This window comes from Paraglaciecola mesophila (assembly GCF_009906955.1).
Classification (GTDB): Bacteria; Pseudomonadota; Gammaproteobacteria; order Enterobacterales; family Alteromonadaceae; genus Paraglaciecola; species Paraglaciecola mesophila_A.
The window spans coordinates 937691-956180 of sequence record NZ_CP047656.1; the positions used below are offsets into that span (position 1 = coordinate 937691).

Here is an 18490-nt window from a genome sequence, read left to right on the forward strand (position 1 = left end):
AAGCAACTGTATTTAAAAGTATTTTCTAGCGATATACTAAAACTAGAAACCATTAAAGCCCTAGTAAATTTTGAATAACCATTTGATCGCATCGGTAAATTTGCTGCCCCACAATTGTTCATTGTGCTGACCTTTAGGCACAACCACAAACTCCATATTCTCTCTGGGGTGACCTTGCCCTTTAAACAAACGCTGCATTTTATCTGTATCGGCAATCATACCATCACCTTCTTCACTACCGTATAACACGTACAGGCGAGCAGAATCTTTGCTGCGATGTAATTGAGTGTCGCTAAAAACATCCTGTGAGTACCAGTAAGACGGTGAAAAAATGCCGGCTTTCCCAAACACTTCAGGATAATTATGAATAGCATAGTGAGAGATTAGTCCCCCCATTGAGCTACCCATTATTGCCGTGTTATTTGCATCTGCCTTGGTGCGATAATTTGTATCGATATACGGTTTTACCACGTCTACGATGAGCGCCATGTAAGCTTTACCTTGTGCTTCACCAAAACGTTTATTGGGCCAAGGGCTAAGCTCATTCATACGAAACTCGCCGCCGTTATCAATAGCAACAACGATGAACTTTCTGCCGGTTGCTTTAGCTAGCGCATTGAGGCTTTCGTCCACGTTCCACTCATGAGCATGAGCAGATGCCTCGTCGAACAGGTTTTGTCCGTCGTGCATGTAAATAACAGGGTAAGATTGACTCTCATTTTCGTAATTTGGTGGCAGGTACAGCCGAACCGTTCGTTGGCGCTCTAATTCGGGTATTAAAAAAGGGTAAGGTAACACTGACACATTGTCGGTGGCAGTTGGTGTACGCTGAGTCACCTGGTCGCATCCCACCAAACCAAACAACACCAACCCCATGCCAAATACCGGCACCAACAATCGATTTAAAACCTGTTCCCAATGACGCATTTACCCTGCCTATTCTGATATGTTGTACAAGATGTTGCCTGCGTTTATGACTCCACGAGGCTTAACACCAAAGATTGCAATGATCCTAACATCATTGATACATGACCTTCTTGATTTTCCACTACAATATTTAGTTTTTGACCGCTGAGCAAATCTTGCATGGCGTATTGGCCGTCGGGTAATGACCACTGCGTGATCAGGTATTCAGGCACAACTAAAGTGAAATGCTTACTGTTATTACTGAAGTTACTGACAATCACCATTTTTTGCTTGCCATTAAAGCGGCTAAACGAATAAAGCGTTTCGTCATATTCTGAGCGCTCTTTTTTATTTTGCTCAAGGTTGGCTTGATGTAAATCTGCATATTGACCATTTACGGCACTTTGACCAGCAGATATGTGCAATACACGGCGGTAATAGGCCCGCAATGCTCTTTCATCAGGCGTTAACAAAGCGCCATCGAATTGCCCATGGTTCATCCACCTTTGATGTGCTGGCACCCCAGCGTAATCGAAGATAGTGGTACGAGACGCAGCCCCAAAGCCCATGTTTTCGCTGCCGTCTTCGCCGACTTCTTGGCCAAAATAGAGCAAGGTCGGTGAACGACTTATCAGCGCTGACACCACCAGCGCTGGTTTGCCTTTTTCACTATTCCCGGCAAATTCAGGACTAGCAATACGTTGCTCATCATGGTTTTCTAAAAAATGCAGCATATGTTGTGCTATATCGGTCACTTGATGATGTGCTTTTGTAATGACAGATGCCGGTTCTCTGCCTTGCATGACCCCTTTTAGGCTGTCATAAAAACCGACTTTGTCGTACAAATAGTCCATCTTTCCTAGGTGAATATAATCGCGATATTTTGTTGGGTCATACACTTCTGCGAGTAAAAACGCATCGGGATTTATTTGTTTAATGTGCGAATTTAAGTAGCTCCAAAACTCTACTGGGACCATCTCCGCCATATCATAGCGAAAGCCATCCACCCCTTTTTCCAACCAATATTGAGTAATATCGCGAAACTTCACCCAAGAATCAGGAACACTCTTTTGCGCCCAAAATTCAGCATGTTCAGGAATCGACTTATTCGCATACTCAGGCGGCAACGTAGCAAAGTCATAACTTCCGTCAGGCTTAACCCCATAATTGACCTTAACGGTTTCGTACCAGTCATTCGCATCAGGTTGAGCTTTACGCGAACCATTACCCGTCCATTTCGCCGGTGACTCAACGAAGTGACCATCCGCTAACGGGTGCTCCTCCCCTCCTAACGGGCGATAGCCATCTTTCGCTTTTGGTACCTTAAAATCTTGCCCAATCACATAATAAAAATTGTTGTTTCGTGCATATTCAACGCCTAGGTCGTCGTTTTCACCAAAGTCACTCACTCCCTCTGGCTTTGCCAGCGAATGATAATTACGCGCCACATGATTGGGCACAATATCAATAATAACGCCTAAGCCGCTGTCATGGGTTCTTTGTATTAACGCCTCAAATTCAGCCAAACGATGGGCGGGGTCGTCCGCTAAATCAGGGTTAACGGTATAATAATCTTTAACCGCGTAGGGAGAGCCAGCGCGGCCTTTCACCACATCAGGGTCGTCATTTGAAATGCCATACTCGGTGTAATCAGTAATCACATCGTGATGAGGAACGCCTGTGTACCATACGTGACTTACCCCTAAATCTTTAATTTCACCTAAAGCCGACTTGGTGAAATCACTAAACTTCCCCACGCCATTCTCTTCAAGGGTGCCCCACGGTTTATTAGTGGTGTTGGTGTTACCAAATAACCGAGTAAATACTTGGTATACTACAGGCTTGTCTCGTTTTGCCTTGACGTGATCATTTATTGTTAATTGCTCTCCCATTTTAACCTTACTTTTCTGTGGACTCGGTTCATACGAGCAGGCGAATAAACAGCTAGTGAGAATAACAAAAGAAAGTACAAAAGCAGAATGAGTAGAACGTGTAAGCACTGAATGTTGCGAAGTTTGCATAGTCATTGTTCCAGTAAAGCATCATTAACAAAACAGTTACAAATAATACCCGTCGAGCCCACTTGGCACTAGCTACCTACATACGTATTCATCAAGAGTCCTGTGCTTTTAACTGCAAAATTCGCTCGAGTAATCAATACAGGGTCACTTGATACACTAAGATTTAATAATCGTCTTGTGATATTATGCCACGCACTATTTCGCCCCCCTATACATTGACGCTGATAACGCACTACCAGCGCCTTAACAAATGAGTACATGATGCCCGATTACCCAACCTTAGCACATGAGTTGGAACGCCTACGCGCGTTAAAAAATATGAATATTGTCGATACGGAGCAAGATAAAACGCTTGATGCCATTACCCTAGAAGCGCGTAATTATTTTAACAGTAAATCTTGTTTGATCAGTTTAATAACAGAAGACCGTCAGTGGTTTAAATCCAAACAAGGCATGGATGTATCAGAAACACCGCGCAAAATCTCCTTTTGTACATATGCTATAACTGAAGAAGAGTACTTGATCATACCAGATGCCGAGGCAGACCTTAGATTCAGTAACAACCCGTTATACCAATTCCATTAAATAATTAACCACTCAGCGAAAATTTAAAAGGACTTAATCAAGGCGCTTAAACGAAGTAATAGTGGTGCTCTTTCGAGTTTGAGCAACACAGAGTAAGTCCTTTTAAAATTCGCCCGAAGGGAATTCCCCAGCGGGTTTTGCACTGCGTTCTCGGTATTTGAAAGGGAACAACCATTACTACACACCGACGCCTTGTTCAAAACCCGCTGGATGAATTCTGAGAGGCCAATTATTTAATGGAATTGGTATTAGTCACTGGCCCGCCATTTATTCGTGCTTATGCCGGCAGCATTTTGCATACTGGGGAAGGTTACGAAATAGGCACCTTTTGTTTACTGTTTGACTCGCCTCGCGTCTTCAGTAAAGAAGATATCACCAAGTTACAAGGCTTTGCTGCTGCCGCTGAAAAAGTATTGATTGAGGGGTATACAGTCAGTCGTTGAGTTAAATCAGATATTACAACTTCTGAATGCTGGTCTTATTGTCTCTCTGCCCCTTCTTCTTGTATCTTAGGCACTAGGCTCGAGCAAATGATAGGTACAGCATGTGTGGGCGACTCAATGTTACTGATGATGAATTTGTACAAGGCCTATGTATTTCCTTAGGAATTGATTTACGTATCCAGCCAATCATACCAAACCGTTTTGTACGTGCTGCCAGCCCCATTCAAATTATTCGAGAGGTAAAGGGTCAGCGCGTGCTGCAAAAAGCAACATGGTGGCTACTCCTGCAATCTAGCGAAACCGGTTATAAGCCCTCCAAATACACGAGTTTCAATACCCGTTACGATAAACTAAATGAGCCACGCTCTGCAGGCTATACACCGTTTAGAACGGCACGTTGTATCATTCCTGCCAGAGGGTTTGGAGAAACTGAATACTTGCATCAGGGGAGTACGAAAAGCCCAAAACACTATCACGATCTCATTGCCGCCCAGGGAGCAATCCCATTTGCTGGTTTATACAAAGAATACATTGATAAACAAAGCGGTGAAATCACGTTAGGCTGTTCTATCATCACCCTTCCCCCGCACCCGAAATTGGCACATATCCACAGCAAATCGAGTCCACTTATGCTGCCCCACGATACAATGTTAGACACATGGCTTGACTCCAGTTATCAACAAATCGATGAATTTACTCAGCTTATGCAACCAGCACTTAGGCAAGATTTGATTGCAACGCAAATTAACAAACCAAGTCAATACCAGCCTATTGCAGACCCGTACTTGATTCTGCACGATAGCGTTTAACGTGATATCGCCGCCCAACGTTCAGCCTAGTTAGCTAACGAGTATTTCAATATCAACCTGATTAAAAACCATGGTAGGTAACAAATGATTCGTTGTTTTCCCGAGTGGAACGCACATGGTTAGCTGGAAAATCATTGTCTGGATAACCTAGCGCGATACATATCATAATGGCTTCATCATCGGGTATGTTAGCGTATTTATGCACCACGTCTGATTGCATAATTCCCTGACCATTAATTACACATCCTAAGCCTAAATCCCACGCGGCAAGTACAATACCATAAGCCAAAGCTCCTAGGCCGAATTGCGTGACACCCGCCGGCTCAAGGGATTTATCATAGGTGAGTACTAAAGATACAGGTGCATCGAACTGTCGAAAGCCGCGCATCATCCAATCCATTCGCTTCGCTTTGTCCTCACGGCCGATACCCATGGCCTCAAATAGCTGTATTGCCACATCGACTTGGCGCTGCTTGTGGGTGCCCACATAATCTTCTTTGTAAGGAAAGTCTCGTACATGAGGCTTACCTGCTAGGGTATTGTCAGTATTTCCTTGGCGAATCTTATCCAGCACCTCACCTGCCACAGCATGAATTTTCCACGTTTGCGTATTGTAAGATGAAGGTGCCCATTTTGCTGCCTGAATGATTTTATCAACCATTTCTTTTGACACTGGCTGACCGGTAAAGCCTCGTATACTTTTGCGTGATGCCGCAAATTCAGCGAAATTCATTATTAGTTTATCCATATTTAGCTAATTAAATGCTTAAAAATAGAGTAAACACAGCCGATTAAGGATGCAACGAATACACCTGTGTTAACCGATTGTTTGTTTTTATAGATAACTATGCACCAAGTCGATTAGCCTTAAGCGACACCCACTGACGATTTGGCTTTTTAGTAGCGCAGGTAGTTTAAAAAATTAGGATGAGTAATAGATAAACGCGGATCAAATTAAGCGTCTTTTATGTTCATTCATCGGGGCGAACTGGGTAGCTCTCACCTCACCTGTAAGCCCCCTCTAGATACTGCATTACACACTTATTGTTTCATCTGCTTTGTCATTGCTAAAGGCTGCCCTTTAATTGCCCCAGAGGCCGCTAAGCCCATTAAACGTCGGAATCTTGGGCACTGTAAATGGCTGGGGGCTGAACAAGCGGCGGCATGTTGCAGACCATCACGCATAGCAGTTAATTTTTGAATGGTTTTGTCCAGTTCAGTTGCTTTTTCTAATAACATGGCACGATCGATATCCGGGTTTTCTTCTGTCCCTAAAATGTCAGAAATTTCCTCTAACGAAAAGCCAGCAACGCGACCCAATGCAATCAAGGCTAACCGCTCAAAAATATGGTTATCAAACAGTCGGCGTATCCCTTTTCTTCCTACTGAGCGGATCAACCCTTTTTGTTCGTAATAACGCAATGTTGAAGCAGGCACTCCAGAACGCTTAGCGACGTTAGAAATATCCATAATAACCCTTGACCTAAAGTTGACTTTAAGTTGTAGACTAGCATCAGTTTGAAGCTATAACCAGCAACGGAGAAGTCTATGGACACATTATTTTTTACCCTGCTCATCGGGATTGGTGCCACAGTAGTGATGGACGTCTGGGCAATATTGAGGATGCAGTTGTTTGGTATTCCCCCCACGAACTGGGCAATGGTGGGACGGTGGATAGCCTACATACCTAAAGGAACGTTTATTCATGACGCTATCGCTTCATCAGGCGCAATGCGCTTTGAGCTCGCTATTGGATGGGTGGCCCATTACGTTATAGGCATAAGCTACGCAGCTATATTGGTTATTATTTACGGTAGCCCTTGGGTACACAGTCCAACCGTTTGGCCTGCGCTCATGGTTGGCATTGCTACCGTATTAGCACCCTTTTTGATATTGCAGCCGGGCATGGGTGCAGGTATTGCTGCGTCTCGCACACCGAAGCCTAATTTAGTCAGGGTGCATAGTATTATCAATCATTCAGTGTTTGGTCTTGGGTTGTATTTATCAGGCTGGGTGTTAAATCTGGCTTATGCTCTGTAATTGATAAATAGCATAAGTAGTTTTACACATTAATAGGTACATTATTCACTGATGGCGTTTTGCCAAACGCCAGAGTATTCGAGCCTGCGAGGGGCCTCAAAAAGACACTGGCCGCGAAACCATTTTGAATAAGGAAACACATGAATCTTTTACAGTTAAACACCTATTTGGCACACACGAAGATCGTGGGGTTAGTCGCTATTGTTATCTCATTAGTGGCATGGTCAACGGATCTTGGTGGTATCGTTTACATATGCCCGTATTGCAGAGCACAACGCACAGTGATTGGTATTTTGGGACTTACTCTTATATCTCCTGCTGCTACCCATTGGATAACTAAGTACCTTGGCTTAGTGATCGGCTTTTTTGGCGCAACCGTTGCCGCAAACCAACACTTTATGGGGTGGAAGAAAATATCAGCAGGAACATTCGAATTTAAAGAAAACATCGTGATTGATCCCTTCTTATTATCGGGCTGTGCATTGTTCGGTATTATTGGCCTGACCTACTTGTTGTTATTTTCTGGCAAAAGCGTAGCGAAAGAAAACTAGGGTGTTTTCTGTGATTTGATGCGGGTATATGCAGGGTGAAGATAATACCAGTCGTACCCTATATTTAGGGCCAAACTCTACACCGAAAAAAGATCACGATGAATGCTGAATTCCTATTTAGTCAGTGAAAAACACAGCGCGATACCGCTAGTGCCGCGCTGCGTTTGTTTGACAAAGAAGCCAGCAAATTTATTTTAGTTTAAGAAGAACAACTGTAGTGCGACACCCCACCGGCATCAAAATAAACTTGTGGCTTCAAGCTGTAATACCGACTTTCAATCTCATTCGACTGTTCATTAAAGGGCTGTGTTAAAACCTGTTGCAACTCATGAACCAGTTCGAAATCTCCTTCGCTCGCTTGCTGATAAGCCGGCACGACTAGCCATTCTCGCCAAGTATACTTAGGATTTACGCGCTCCATCATCTGCGTAGCCTTTTGAGCGCCTTGGCCCGTATTGAGCGCATTTCGCCATTTTTGCAGCCAAAGCGCCCATTGTTCAAACAACGCATCTGATGGTGCGTTGTAGAAGCTTTTGCTCAAGCCGGAAATATCCTCTGGGATTTTGGACAGCTCGCGAAAGAAAATGGTGTAGTCGACCGATGTTTGTACCATGAGCGTCATCAGGTGATTAAACAGCTCGGCATCAAAAGACGCCAGGCCAAGTTTCGATGCCCACATTTTATCCATTTTATTCTGCATGACTGAAGCGAACCCAAGGTTTATCTGGTTCAATTCCTCAAGCGCTTCGGGTGTTGAGGAGAGTAGAGGCTGCAAAGCTTTACAAAACATGTCGAAATTCGTCTTCGCTGCCGCCCCCTGATTAAAGAACGAGAAATGTTGCCCCCCACCTGTCCATGGTTGGTAGTAAGGGTCAAAACGCTCAACAAAACCAAACGGGCCGTAATCGAGTGTATAACCACCACAAGCACAGTTATCACTATTAAAGTTTCCTTGGCAATAACCTACGCGCATCCAGTGGCTAATCAAGGTGGTTAATCGGTCACGAAATGCCAGTGCTAATTGTACGACTTGCTGTGCCATGCCAAGCTTGTGATCAATTTCGTTTTGATATTCCCGCGCAATTACATGCAACACTATCATCTCTAGCTCTTTGAGCGCGTCAGGATGCTGATTAACGCGAGCGCGACGAGCAAAAAGTTCAAGTTGCCCCACTCTTAAAAAAGAAGGGGCGACGCGCGTTGAAATCGCCACAGGGTTTGACACGTTCATATCTGGATTTGTGGCATAGGAGCCTTCAGAATACCAAGGGCGTCGTACGTGTTCTGATTGCGAGACAAACAAGCATAACGATCGCGACGTTGGCACACCCAAACCATGCATGTGCTCTTGGACTAAAAACTCCCTTACACTTGAGCGCAACACGGCTCTGCCATCTCCGCCACGGCAATAAGGTGTCGGCCCGCCACCTTTTAACTGCATCTCCCAGCGCTTATTATCAATCACGGCTTCAAGTACAGAAACCGCTCGGCCATCACCGTAACCGTTGCCAGTTCCAAAAGGACATTGCTGAATGTATTCAGTGCCGTAAATAGACAGCGCATAACCTGTGGCCCACCCAACTCGGTGCATAGGCGATGGTACATTGGATATATCGCCAGCGAATAATCTAGCAAAATCTTCTGTGTGCACTAGGTTGTCATCAAAGCCTAATTCAGCAAAAAATGTTGTGCTATGGGCAATGTATATTGGGTTAGCGATAGGCGTGGGTTTAACCGGCACATAGTGCCCAGAAAAAACTTGTCTTGGTGCGTAGTCGTCTCCCGTTTCAGTGGCATCGGGATCACAGTTAAGCGTATCAAATAAGGAGTAATCACTTAAAGACGCCAAATCTTCAAGTGTGTGTACGCTTTTTGGCACATCAGTAATAGGTTGGTTAGCCATGGGATTCAAACGCTCTTTTTCATTTCGATTTGATTGAGACCAGTATATTTCAACTCCCTTGTGAGCTGTACCGTAATCACTGTTTTTTATCTATTCGTCACTATCATCTTGGCAACGATTAGCGAAGGGAGTTCAGATTTTTGCTGAGTATTTGCAAGACTACTAATAATTCTACTCAGTTACTTTCAAATCTGGTTGCGTTGAGGCGAGCGCGGTACGAATGACTCACAAGGAGTACGCTTCGCCTTTAGACTAGCCTTAGTGCTGGCTTTGCGTTTTGGCTGAGCCGAGCTAAGCATAATATCGTGAGGCCTTTCTAATACGCCCACACATATCCAAATTTCTTACCAAAACTATACAGCTTTTATAACGAGATACGTAAAAAAGAGCCGTTGAAAAATCAACAGCTCCTGTCGTTAAGAATTAAAACGTTTAGCCGTTATTAAGGCTGATACGGCAATGAGGATTGGTGCAAAATAATGCGTACCTTGCCATCGTCACATATTTTAAATACAAAGCTCTTGTTCACAAAAATATGACTGTCGTCTTCACCAATAAAATGCACGTTACATTGCACAATAGCTAAATCATTGTGCAGGATAAAATCCTCTTTACTAAACCAAACTTTAACCCAAGGTTTAAGCTTGAATCCTTTGTCATCGGGGTATTCACTGTTTCCACCAACAAAATAGGAAAGTGCACCTTCTTTCGTCGGACGAAACGTTTGTTGACCAAATGTAAGTGTTGGCTTAAACAACACATGTCCATTGTCGTAATCGTAACTTTCAGATAACACCTGAAGAGAGAACGCTTGAACATCGCCTCCCTCAGAATGCACTTTTCCAACTTTTACAACGTTGTCGCACCACGTTTGCAGCGCGGTATGTACCATTTCTTTAGTAAACATAATATTCATTCTCTCCTATTAGGGCGTTGTCTTTAAGGGGCTTAATACTCAGGTTAAACCTTCAAGCAACTCCAATTTCTAGCCATACAAACACATTCACTCTACCGTTCAATAACCTAGCATGTGTATCACACCTATTGTTACTTAGCGAAGCGCTTATTCATTTTCATTGCGACACATTATTACGTGATAACATAACATTTGCAGATTAACTATTTTTCAAAGGATATCAACAGAGATTAGAGATAGCTTTTATCTATCAACACTCAGTATAGGCTTTCTTTTGAGTTGGTAGACATTATTAGCCGCTGTATTCGTGATGATAAGGCAGGTCATATCGATAACACTCAAAGCCTTACCTTACAACGATTGGGATTAGACTCTGCTCAGTGGTTAACCTTAACTACCGAGTTTGAAAAACACTTCTGCTACGCTGCTGGTGCGGAGCAAATGATGAATGCCTTTAAGCGCATACTCATCATCAACGACTACGAGGAATGAGCAACGCAAACGCATTGTTAAAACGTACTTAAGCCCCACAAACAAGAAAACCTTTACATAAGCTGAAGGTAGACGCTTGTCTAAAAACAGACCTTGCGCGCCTTTTTCTTCCTCAGCGCTCAATATTCCAGTAAAAACCCTTAATCACTTAGATCCCAAAGCATTTTGACGCTTTTGAAAGTGATTATCCCCTTGAGCACGGAAACCTTTATAGCACTTTAAAAATGGGGGTCTTCGTAAGCTTGTCTTCGTAAGCTTGATCACGGTTCGCGCTGGCCAGCTTCGACCAAAGATGGCGCAAAGCAATCATTAAAGCTCGCGAAGCAACAGAACTACCTTTAGATTTCACATTCCATGATTTAAAAGCGAAAGGCATATCAGATTACGCAGGCACCACGGCAGAAAAGCAACGCGCAAGTGTTCACAAAAGCGAAACACAAATCTCAATATACGAAAGGAAAGTTCAGGTCATTCCTACCGTTGAAAGCAAGAAATAAGCAATAATATTCTGAAACGATATTCTGAAAATATTCCGAAATAGATTTAAAGCAAGAATTGAGAATAAATAGTTATATCGGAAAGATAATAAAAACAATAATCTAGAATGGTGCCCGGGGCCGGACTTGAACCGGCACGATCTTACGATCGAGGGATTTTAAATCCCTTGTGTCTACCAATTTCACCACCCGGGCATCGGGGGGATACTTGCTATTAATAACAAGCTGGTATTGCTAAAGCGTTAATGGAGGCGGAACCCGGAGTCGAACCGAGATCCACGGATTTGCAATCCGCTGCATAGCCATTCTGCCATTCCGCCTTACTTGGAGCGAGAAACGAAATTCGTATCTGGCTACCACTAGTAAAACCATCTTTACTAGTTACTGCATTAATTTGGAGCGGGAAACGAGATTCGAACTCGCGACCCCAACCTTGGCAAGGTTGTGCTCTACCACTGAGCTATTCCCGCACCTGTTTTAAAAAGCTAACTGAGTAAGTAACGGTAACTTGTTTACTTAGCGAGTTGTGTGCTGCTCTCTAAATCTGGGCTGCATTTTACATTCACTATCAAGACTGTCAACAACAAAAATAACAATTTGTGACTGACTGCTGGATTTTTGACTAAAGCGCTTTTTTTTCAAACAATTTAGCCCTAATAACCTTATTTTGACTCCGATTTTGACAGTGATGGCCATGCCGCAAGCGTGTAAGAAATCATCGACCAGAACGATAATATTGCTGCAAAGTACAATAATATGTATCCCAAGGTAACCCAATAAATTGGAATTCCCATAAAATATTCTAATTCCGAGAGCAAACCAATTAAGGCGAGCATCTGGGCCATGGTTTTTGCTTTGCCCATAAACGACACTTTTACGGTATCTTGTAGTCCTTTTTGGCCCATCCATTCTCGTAGCGCAGAAATATATATTTCACGCGCCAAGAGCAGAATTGCCGGAACCGTTATCCAGATAGAGGCATAAGTGTGAGTAATTAATATTAATGCCGTGGCCACAATAAGTTTGTCAGCAACGGGATCTAAAAAGGCACCAAAAGCTGTCGACTGTTGTAACTTTCTGGCTAAATAGCCATCGAACCAATCTGTAATGGCCGCAAACCAAAACACAAATGCAGCAGCTTGGTGAGCCCACTGCCAATCAAGAAAATACACAGCGACGAAAATCGGTATCAGTAACACTCGGATCACTGTGATGATATTTGGGATAGTCCACATGGAGCGGTGAGTCCTCGTTATTAGTTGGTAGGCTGCCCTACTCGTTACGTGTTAACCACGTACTATTGTTAATTATGGATATGGTCATAAATCGTATCCGCTAGTTCTGCGCTGATCCCTGGCACATTGGCGATTTCACTGCGACTTGCTTGCAATATACCCTGCAAGCCCCCCATGTATTTCAATAAGCTTTGACGGCGCTTTGCACCCACACCTGGAATAGACTCCAGTTTAGAAGTCTTTTTGTCCTTTTGACGCCGCGCCCTGTGCCCGGTAATTGCAAACCGGTGCGACTCGTCTCGAATATGCTGAATAAGATGCAGCGCGATAGAGTCACCAGATAATGGGATAGTAGCATGGTTGCCTGCCAAAATAAGCGTTTCCAAACCTGCCTTACGGCTACTGCCTTTTGCTACCCCAATCAGTAACGGTTTTTTTTCATGCTTCCAATTTTCAAAGTATTCTTCTGCCTGAGTTAACTGGCCCTTGCCCCCATCTATAAATAAGATGTCTGGAATTTTACTGTCATCCTTTACGTCGCGATAACGCCTAGCAAGGGCTTGTGCCATAGCAGCATAATCGTCCCCTGGGGTTATGCCTTCAATATTAAAACGTCGATAATCCGCTTTAAAAGGCCCCTCGCGGTTAAATACCACACAAGAGGCCACAGTTAACTGACCGGATGTATGACTGATATCAAAACATTCCATGCGCTGAATGGGTTGCTCAAATTCAAGAATTTTTTCTAATTCGGTATACCGCGCAAATACTGACTTCTGCTGACCTTGCTTAGCAATTAATGCGTTTTCCGCATTGGTATTGGCCAAATCTAAATATCGACGCTTTTCATCTCTGACTCCTCGATAGAACTGAATACGACGGCCAGCTTCTTTGGTCAGTAGTTCTTCTATTGCACCTTGCTCACTCAACTCTATTGGGGTCACTATTTGTTTAGGGATGACTTTGTTGCCAGCTAAATAGAATTGCAGAATGAATGACTGAAATACTTCTTCATCTGTCGCATCAGCTGGCACTTTAGGATAAAAGCTTTTACTGCCTAATAGTTTGTTATCGCGAATAAATAAGCCTTGAATACTGGCGATACCATTTCGATAGGCAAAACCAAACACATCCATTTCTTCTTGGTTTCCACTGACCCACTGCTGTTCTTGCACTTTATTAAGAGCACTTATTTGATCACGATAGCGCGCAGCGGCCTCAAAGCGCAGGTTTTCACTCGCACTTTCCATGCGCTTAACAAGCGAATCTATCACTTGCTTGTTTTTCCCTTTTAAAAACATCCGTGCTAAGTCAACTTGCGCTTGGTATTCTTCATCCGTCACTAACCCTTCTACGCATGGGCCTGCACAACGTTGCAGTTGATACTGCAAGCAAGGCCGCGACCGAGCGCGGTAGTAGCTATCTTCACATTGACGAATAGGAAATATCCGCTGCATAGTACGCAAACTTTCGCGCACCGCCCAGGCACTTGGATATGGCCCAAAATATTCGCCTTTGAGCTTTTTGGGCCCACGGTGGTTGGCTAATCGAGGGTGTTCATGAGCAGACAAAAAGATAAAGGGATAAGATTTATCGTCCCGTAGTAAAACGTTGTAACGTGGCTTGTATTTCTTGATGAAATTATTTTCAAGAATAAAAGCTTCCGCTTCGCTGTGAACCACGGTGACATCCATGTGGGCAATTTGCTTAACCAATGACTGAGTTTTAATGCTGTCAACTTGGCTACGAAAGTAACTAGATACGCGGTTTTTAAGATTTTTGGCTTTGCCTACGTAAATCACATCCTGCTTGTGATTATACATGCGATAAACGCCGGGTTGGTGAGTGAGGTCCTTAAGAAACGCCTTAGGATCAAATTCGTTAATATCGCTCATGAATTACAAATTATCTGAGCTTATCAACTTATGCCGAAGGGCCAGATGAGTGAGTTCAACATCTGTACTCACATTGAGCTTTTCAAACATTCTATACCTATGGGTATTAACCGTTTTCGCACTGATGTTCAAAAATTTAGCGATGTCAGGGACTTTCGAGCCCTTAGTTAACATTAACGTAATCTCGAGCTCTCGCTCAGATAAGCATTCAAAGGGGTTGCCATCAGTAAAGTCTAACGCACCGATAGCAATTTGCTGCGCAATATCAGGCGAAACGTACTTTTGACCTGCGGCCACTTTACGGATTGCTAACTCCATCTCATTAGGATCAGAATCTTTGGTTAAGTAACCAAACGCGCCCATACGCATTACTTTCGCTGGGATAGGATTCTCTTTGTGAACCGATAACACAATGACACGTGTGTTTTCACTAAAACGCAAGATCTGCTTGGTCGCTTCCAAACCACCAATGCCAGGCATACTCATATCCATTAGTACCAAATCGGGTGCGTTTTTGCGGCAAAATTTCACTGCTTCTTCACCCGTTGTAGCTTCTCCAACTACGACAAAACCTTGTACATCTTCCAAAATACGTCTTATTCCGGTTCTGACCAACTCATGGTCATCAACCAACAATATTTTTATCAAACAAGTGCTCCTAAAGGAGAGTAATTTTTCTCATGCATGGGAGTTAATATCACATAAAAGTGAAATGATTTCAGCTCTCAATTACCTTATATTTAATCAAAACAGAGGTTTATTCACTAAAGCTGCACACTTTTTGTACTTATCGGTAAAAATGAGTACTAAGCCGATTCCAACCTATGATGGTATCTTTCAAGCCTTGCCCCGTGTTTCTTGCTAAGCACGTGTTGATTGAGCAACAAATTGTCCATCTATTTTCACAATCAGGAACCCGTACTGGGGCGATGGGTTTACCACCACAACGACACTTACTCGGTACATCTGCTATGTCAGCAAGGCGCTTCGACAAACTACCCACTTCACTTTTGTGTTTCATATTTTAACTGAACCGATATTACCGATAGCCAAGAGGATAAAGTAAATAACCCCACAAAGTCACGGTTAACTTTTGTCAATCGTACTAATTTAATAATTTACACAAAAAATTATGATATTTACATAATGCTGAAAGTGAAACGCTGTTATAAATGCCGGTGAACGAACAGCAACAATAGCTAGATTGGGGAATATAGCCACGGGGGTTCTCACCCTCACTACCGACACGACTAAAACAAAAAAGCCCCAACGGATAGGTTGTGGATTTGGATCTATCTAAAAATACGGAAAACAACGCGAGGGATGTACTCAGGCACTTCCCTGTGCCTGACACTACGTGCGCCTTCGGCGGTAATGAATGTTCCTGACATTCGTTCGAACCGCGGGGGACCTCACCCTCACTACCGACACAGCAAAAACAAAAAAGCCCCAACGAACAACGTTGAGGCTTTTTTTGTTTTTATGGCGGATAGCGAGGGATTCGAACCCCCGGTAGGTTTGACCCTACGTCTGATTTCAAGTCAGGTGCATTAAACCGAGCTCTGCCAGCTATCCAATTCTTTTTGTATAAATAGATTCTTATCTAACAAATTGATTTAAATCTATTTACTAACACAATATGGCGGAGAGGGAGGGATTCGAACCCCCGGTAGGTGTGACCCTACGTCTGATTTCAAGTCAGGTGCATTAAACCGAGCTCTGCCACCTCTCCGAATTGAGGGCCCGAATATTAATGGCGTTTTCCGTGCTTGTAAAGCCTTTATTGGTCAAAACATTCTGACCGAGCACAATTTAATCACACTGGGCATTTTTACATCAAGTTACTAATATTTCGTATAATAGTCGACGCTAACACTTGAATAATTGAACAAAACCCCATACAAAGGCATCATAGATATATTATCTGTTTTCACTACATCACTTTACCTATTGGAGGTAACAAATGGAACATCGTACTACGTATAGCAATACTGCTCAGGGTTCTGCCCTGCAAACAAACAAGGTCTTGCGCAATACGTACCTACTATTGGCAATGACTCTGACATTTAGCGCAGTGTGTGCTGGTATAGCTGCTGCAATGAATATCGGCCCAGGTGCTGCGTTAGGTATGAACCTTGCCGCATTGGTTATGATTTTCTTTTTAAATAAAGCGTCACAAAGTTCAATGGGCATTTTATTCGTATTTGCCTTTACCGGTTTATTAGGTGGTTCTTTGGGCTATACCTTAAATTACTATGCTGGTTTCCAAAATGGTCCTGAAATGATCATGCAGGCCTTTGGCGCGACCGCATTAGTGTTCTTTGGTTTATCTGGCTATGTTTTAACAACGAAGAAAGACTTCTCTTTCATGGGTGGTTTCTTAATCGTTGGCTTAATCGTGGCGGTTGTTGCGTCTTTAGCTAACCTGTTTTTCCAAATTCCAGCCCTTAGCTTGGCTGTCAGTGCTGCTATCGTGTTTATTATGTCTGGCTTCATCTTGTTTGATACTAGCCGTATTATCAACGGTGGAGAAACCAACTATATTCGCGCGACAGTATCAATGTACTTGAATATTTATAACTTGTTCACGTCTATCCTTCACCTACTTGGTGCTTTCGGTGGCGATGATTAATCGTTAATGTGTTGCAAAAACACCCCGCCTCGTCGGGGTGTTTTTATTTGTACTAAACTCAGGTGATTTTCAATTATGGCAACCTTCGGTTTACTGGTTACTCACGCTCCGTTTGAGCAACAACATGCGTTTACTGCTTATCGCTTTGCGCTCAGTGCACTGGCTTTAGGGCATGAAATAAAGGGCGTTTTCTTTTATCAAGCCGGTGTACAAAATGCTAATAGCTATCAGGCGGGTCACAGTGATGAATTTAATGTACACCAAGCATGGGTCGAGTTAAGTGCACAGCATGGTATACCGTTAAATGTATGCGTCACAGCAGCTAACCGTCGAGGGGTCATCAACGCGCAAGATGCCAAAGATAACGACCGACAGGGGTTCAACCTAACCGAGCCTTTTATCGAAGTCGGTTTGGGTGATTTAGTTCAGCTGAGCCAAGTCAGTGATAGGGTGATACAGTTTTGATAACAAAAACCTTAGGTGTGATTAATAGTACCGCCCCGTATGGTGTGTCTAACGGGCAAGAAAGCTTGGACTTAGCGTTGGCCTCGGCAAATTTCGGCCAAGAAGTGACGCTATTTTTTATAGATGATGGCGTATTTCAGTTACTCAAATCTCAACAGCCCATTCCTGAGCAAGGTAAACACTACAGCAAGACCTTTCCTGCCCTCACTTTTTACGATATCGACGATATTTTTGTGTGTCAGCAAAGTCTCACTGAAAGAGCGTTAGCGGTTTCTGATTTATGCATACAAGTTTCTGCTCTGCCCCGCGAAGAACTTAATCAACAGCTTGCACGGCTTGACCATTTGATGAGGTTTTAAATGATACTGCATATTGTTAGTACCAGCCCTTTTAGCACGGCTACATTTAACAGTGTGTTTGCCCGTTGTAGTGTAAACGACGGGATCATACTGATACAGGATGCTGTTTACGCACTTAATCACCCTGGTGTCGTCAATCAGCTCGTTACATTGCAGCAAACATTAGGCATAGCTTGCTTCATATTAGCGGATGACTTGATTGCCAGAGCGAATCAGGGACAATCAGCAACGGCAGAGTCAGGTAAAATAAAGCAAATAAGCATGGAAGGTTTTGTCACGCTAACCCTTGACTACGAAAAGACCATTAGCTGGTAACGACCAATGTCAGCGGCAACCATCATATTACGAACAATATGAGCAATATCTCGAACAAACTTGAAAAATGAAGAGGTTAAAATAAGCGTGAGCGGTTTTATAGAATATCAAGGTCAAAAGGTCCCCGTTGACAAACTCGGCTATTTACTAAATGTGGCTGATTGGCAACCCGAGTTAGCGCCGATTTTAGCCCAAGATGAAAATATAGACCTAACCGATGCACATTGGGAAGTGGTTAACTTCGTACGTGACTTTTATTTAGAATACAACACCAGCCCAGCCATGCGGGCGTTGGTCAAAGCCATGCAAGCTAAATTTGGCCCCGAAAAAGCAAACAGTCGTTATTTGTTCAAATTATTTAAAAAAGGTCCGGCTAAACAAGCTACCAAAATTGCCGGCTTACCCAAACCAGCGAAATGCTTGTAG

The 18490-nt window shown here is 43.3% G+C and carries 20 protein-coding genes, 5 tRNA genes and 1 pseudogene; 11 read left to right on the forward strand and 15 right to left on the reverse strand.

The window, feature by feature from the left end; genetic code table 11:
- Positions 1 to 60 precede the first annotated feature (60 nt).
- Positions 61 to 927 (reverse strand): alpha/beta hydrolase, encoded by an 867-nt coding sequence (locus FX988_RS03880; protein WP_160178434.1) that lies wholly within the window; start codon positions 925 to 927, stop codon positions 61 to 63.
- 44 nt (positions 928 to 971) lie between these two features.
- Positions 972 to 2798, reverse strand: coding sequence for an alpha-amylase family protein (locus tag FX988_RS03885; RefSeq protein ID WP_254700713.1), 1827 nt, complete (start codon positions 2796 to 2798; stop codon positions 972 to 974).
- A gap of 387 nt (positions 2799 to 3185) precedes the next feature.
- On the opposite strand from FX988_RS03885, the gene FX988_RS03890 reads away from it, so the two are divergent.
- The 3 genes from FX988_RS03890 (at position 3186) to FX988_RS03900 (ending at position 4764) form a co-directional block, all read left to right on the forward strand.
- A complete protein-coding gene (locus FX988_RS03890; protein WP_254700714.1) occupies positions 3186 to 3512 on the forward strand; it encodes a GAF domain-containing protein in 327 nt (108 codons plus the stop codon).
- A 236-nt stretch (positions 3513 to 3748) separates the two neighbouring features.
- Entirely contained in the window at positions 3749 to 3955 is a 207-nt protein-coding gene (locus tag FX988_RS21815; protein ID WP_302849968.1) for a hypothetical protein, read from the forward strand.
- Between the two features lie 101 nt (positions 3956 to 4056).
- Positions 4057 to 4764, forward strand: a complete 708-nt coding sequence (locus FX988_RS03900; protein WP_160178435.1) for an SOS response-associated peptidase family protein — start codon at positions 4057 to 4059, stop codon at positions 4762 to 4764.
- Between the two features lie 61 nt (positions 4765 to 4825).
- Here the strand turns inward: FX988_RS03900 and FX988_RS03905 are convergent, their stop codons facing one another.
- The gene (locus tag FX988_RS03905; RefSeq protein ID WP_160182090.1) at positions 4826 to 5497 is read right to left on the reverse strand and encodes a nitroreductase; all 672 of its coding nucleotides are present in this window, start codon (positions 5495 to 5497) and stop codon (positions 4826 to 4828) included.
- Positions 5498 to 5805: 308 nt separating this feature from the next.
- Positions 5806 to 6234 (reverse strand): helix-turn-helix domain-containing protein, encoded by a 429-nt coding sequence (locus FX988_RS03910; protein WP_160178436.1) that lies wholly within the window; start codon positions 6232 to 6234, stop codon positions 5806 to 5808.
- 78 nt (positions 6235 to 6312) lie between these two features.
- On the opposite strand from FX988_RS03910, the gene FX988_RS03915 reads away from it, so the two are divergent.
- Together FX988_RS03915 and FX988_RS03920 are read left to right on the forward strand one after the other, a co-directional pair.
- A complete protein-coding gene (locus FX988_RS03915) occupies positions 6313 to 6804 on the forward strand; it encodes a DUF2938 domain-containing protein (protein ID WP_160178437.1) in 492 nt (163 codons plus the stop codon).
- Positions 6805 to 6944: 140 nt separating this feature from the next.
- Positions 6945 to 7355, forward strand: a complete 411-nt coding sequence (locus FX988_RS03920) for a hypothetical protein (RefSeq protein ID WP_160178438.1) — start codon at positions 6945 to 6947, stop codon at positions 7353 to 7355.
- A gap of 199 nt (positions 7356 to 7554) precedes the next feature.
- Here FX988_RS03920 and FX988_RS03925 read toward each other — a convergent pair whose 3' ends face one another.
- Both FX988_RS03925 and FX988_RS03930 read right to left on the reverse strand, forming a co-directional pair.
- Positions 7555 to 9258 (reverse strand): protein adenylyltransferase SelO, encoded by a 1704-nt coding sequence (locus tag FX988_RS03925; protein ID WP_160178439.1) that lies wholly within the window; start codon positions 9256 to 9258, stop codon positions 7555 to 7557.
- A gap of 442 nt (positions 9259 to 9700) precedes the next feature.
- Positions 9701 to 10165, reverse strand: a complete 465-nt coding sequence (locus FX988_RS03930; RefSeq protein WP_160182091.1) for a hypothetical protein — start codon at positions 10163 to 10165, stop codon at positions 9701 to 9703.
- A 285-nt stretch (positions 10166 to 10450) separates the two neighbouring features.
- Here FX988_RS03930 and FX988_RS03935 point away from each other — a divergent pair.
- Positions 10451 to 10698: pseudogene (locus tag FX988_RS03935) on the forward strand (transposase); the annotation flags it as partial.
- Between the two features lie 573 nt (positions 10699 to 11271).
- On the opposite strand, the gene FX988_RS03940 reads toward FX988_RS03935, so the two are convergent.
- From FX988_RS03940 to FX988_RS03980, 9 genes are all read right to left on the reverse strand, one after another.
- Positions 11272 to 11358: transfer RNA gene (locus tag FX988_RS03940), tRNA-Leu, on the reverse strand.
- A 51-nt stretch (positions 11359 to 11409) separates the two neighbouring features.
- A tRNA-Cys gene (locus tag FX988_RS03945) sits at positions 11410 to 11483 on the reverse strand.
- 75 nt (positions 11484 to 11558) lie between these two features.
- Positions 11559 to 11633: transfer RNA gene (locus tag FX988_RS03950), tRNA-Gly, on the reverse strand.
- 192 nt (positions 11634 to 11825) lie between these two features.
- Positions 11826 to 12398 (reverse strand): CDP-diacylglycerol--glycerol-3-phosphate 3-phosphatidyltransferase, encoded by a 573-nt coding sequence (gene pgsA, locus FX988_RS03955; protein WP_160178440.1) that lies wholly within the window; start codon positions 12396 to 12398, stop codon positions 11826 to 11828.
- Positions 12399 to 12466: 68 nt separating this feature from the next.
- Positions 12467 to 14293, reverse strand: a complete 1827-nt coding sequence (uvrC, locus tag FX988_RS03960; protein WP_160178441.1) for an excinuclease ABC subunit UvrC — start codon at positions 14291 to 14293, stop codon at positions 12467 to 12469.
- Between the two features lie 3 nt (positions 14294 to 14296).
- Complete coding sequence (uvrY, locus tag FX988_RS03965; RefSeq protein WP_160178442.1) at positions 14297 to 14941, reverse strand: UvrY/SirA/GacA family response regulator transcription factor; 645 nt, start codon at positions 14939 to 14941, stop codon at positions 14297 to 14299.
- A gap of 139 nt (positions 14942 to 15080) precedes the next feature.
- Positions 15081 to 15314: a hypothetical protein gene (locus FX988_RS03970; RefSeq protein ID WP_160178443.1), complete on the reverse strand. Its 234-nt coding sequence runs from the start codon at positions 15312 to 15314 to the stop codon at positions 15081 to 15083.
- A gap of 462 nt (positions 15315 to 15776) precedes the next feature.
- A tRNA-Ser gene (locus FX988_RS03975) sits at positions 15777 to 15868 on the reverse strand.
- A 65-nt stretch (positions 15869 to 15933) separates the two neighbouring features.
- Positions 15934 to 16025 (reverse strand) — tRNA-Ser (locus FX988_RS03980).
- A gap of 231 nt (positions 16026 to 16256) precedes the next feature.
- Between FX988_RS03980 and FX988_RS03985 the strand changes: the two genes are divergently transcribed.
- The 5 genes from FX988_RS03985 to FX988_RS04005 all read left to right on the forward strand — a co-directional run bounded on the left by FX988_RS03985 (position 16257) and on the right by FX988_RS04005 (position 18490).
- Positions 16257 to 16925 carry a Bax inhibitor-1/YccA family protein gene (locus FX988_RS03985; protein WP_006991166.1) on the forward strand — a complete coding sequence of 223 codons (669 nt, stop codon included), beginning with the start codon at positions 16257 to 16259 and terminating at the stop codon, positions 16923 to 16925.
- Positions 16926 to 17000: 75 nt separating this feature from the next.
- Positions 17001 to 17390: a sulfurtransferase complex subunit TusD gene (tusD, locus tag FX988_RS03990; RefSeq protein ID WP_160178444.1), complete on the forward strand. Its 390-nt coding sequence runs from the start codon at positions 17001 to 17003 to the stop codon at positions 17388 to 17390.
- The gene (tusC, locus tag FX988_RS03995) at positions 17387 to 17749 is read left to right on the forward strand and encodes a sulfurtransferase complex subunit TusC (RefSeq protein WP_160178445.1); all 363 of its coding nucleotides are present in this window, start codon (positions 17387 to 17389) and stop codon (positions 17747 to 17749) included. Before tusD ends, tusC begins: the two co-directional genes overlap by 4 nt.
- Positions 17750 to 18064, forward strand: a complete 315-nt coding sequence (tusB, locus tag FX988_RS04000) for a sulfurtransferase complex subunit TusB (protein ID WP_160178446.1) — start codon at positions 17750 to 17752, stop codon at positions 18062 to 18064. It abuts the gene before it with no gap.
- 87 nt (positions 18065 to 18151) lie between these two features.
- Entirely contained in the window at positions 18152 to 18490 is a 339-nt protein-coding gene (locus FX988_RS04005) for a TusE/DsrC/DsvC family sulfur relay protein (protein WP_160178447.1), read from the forward strand.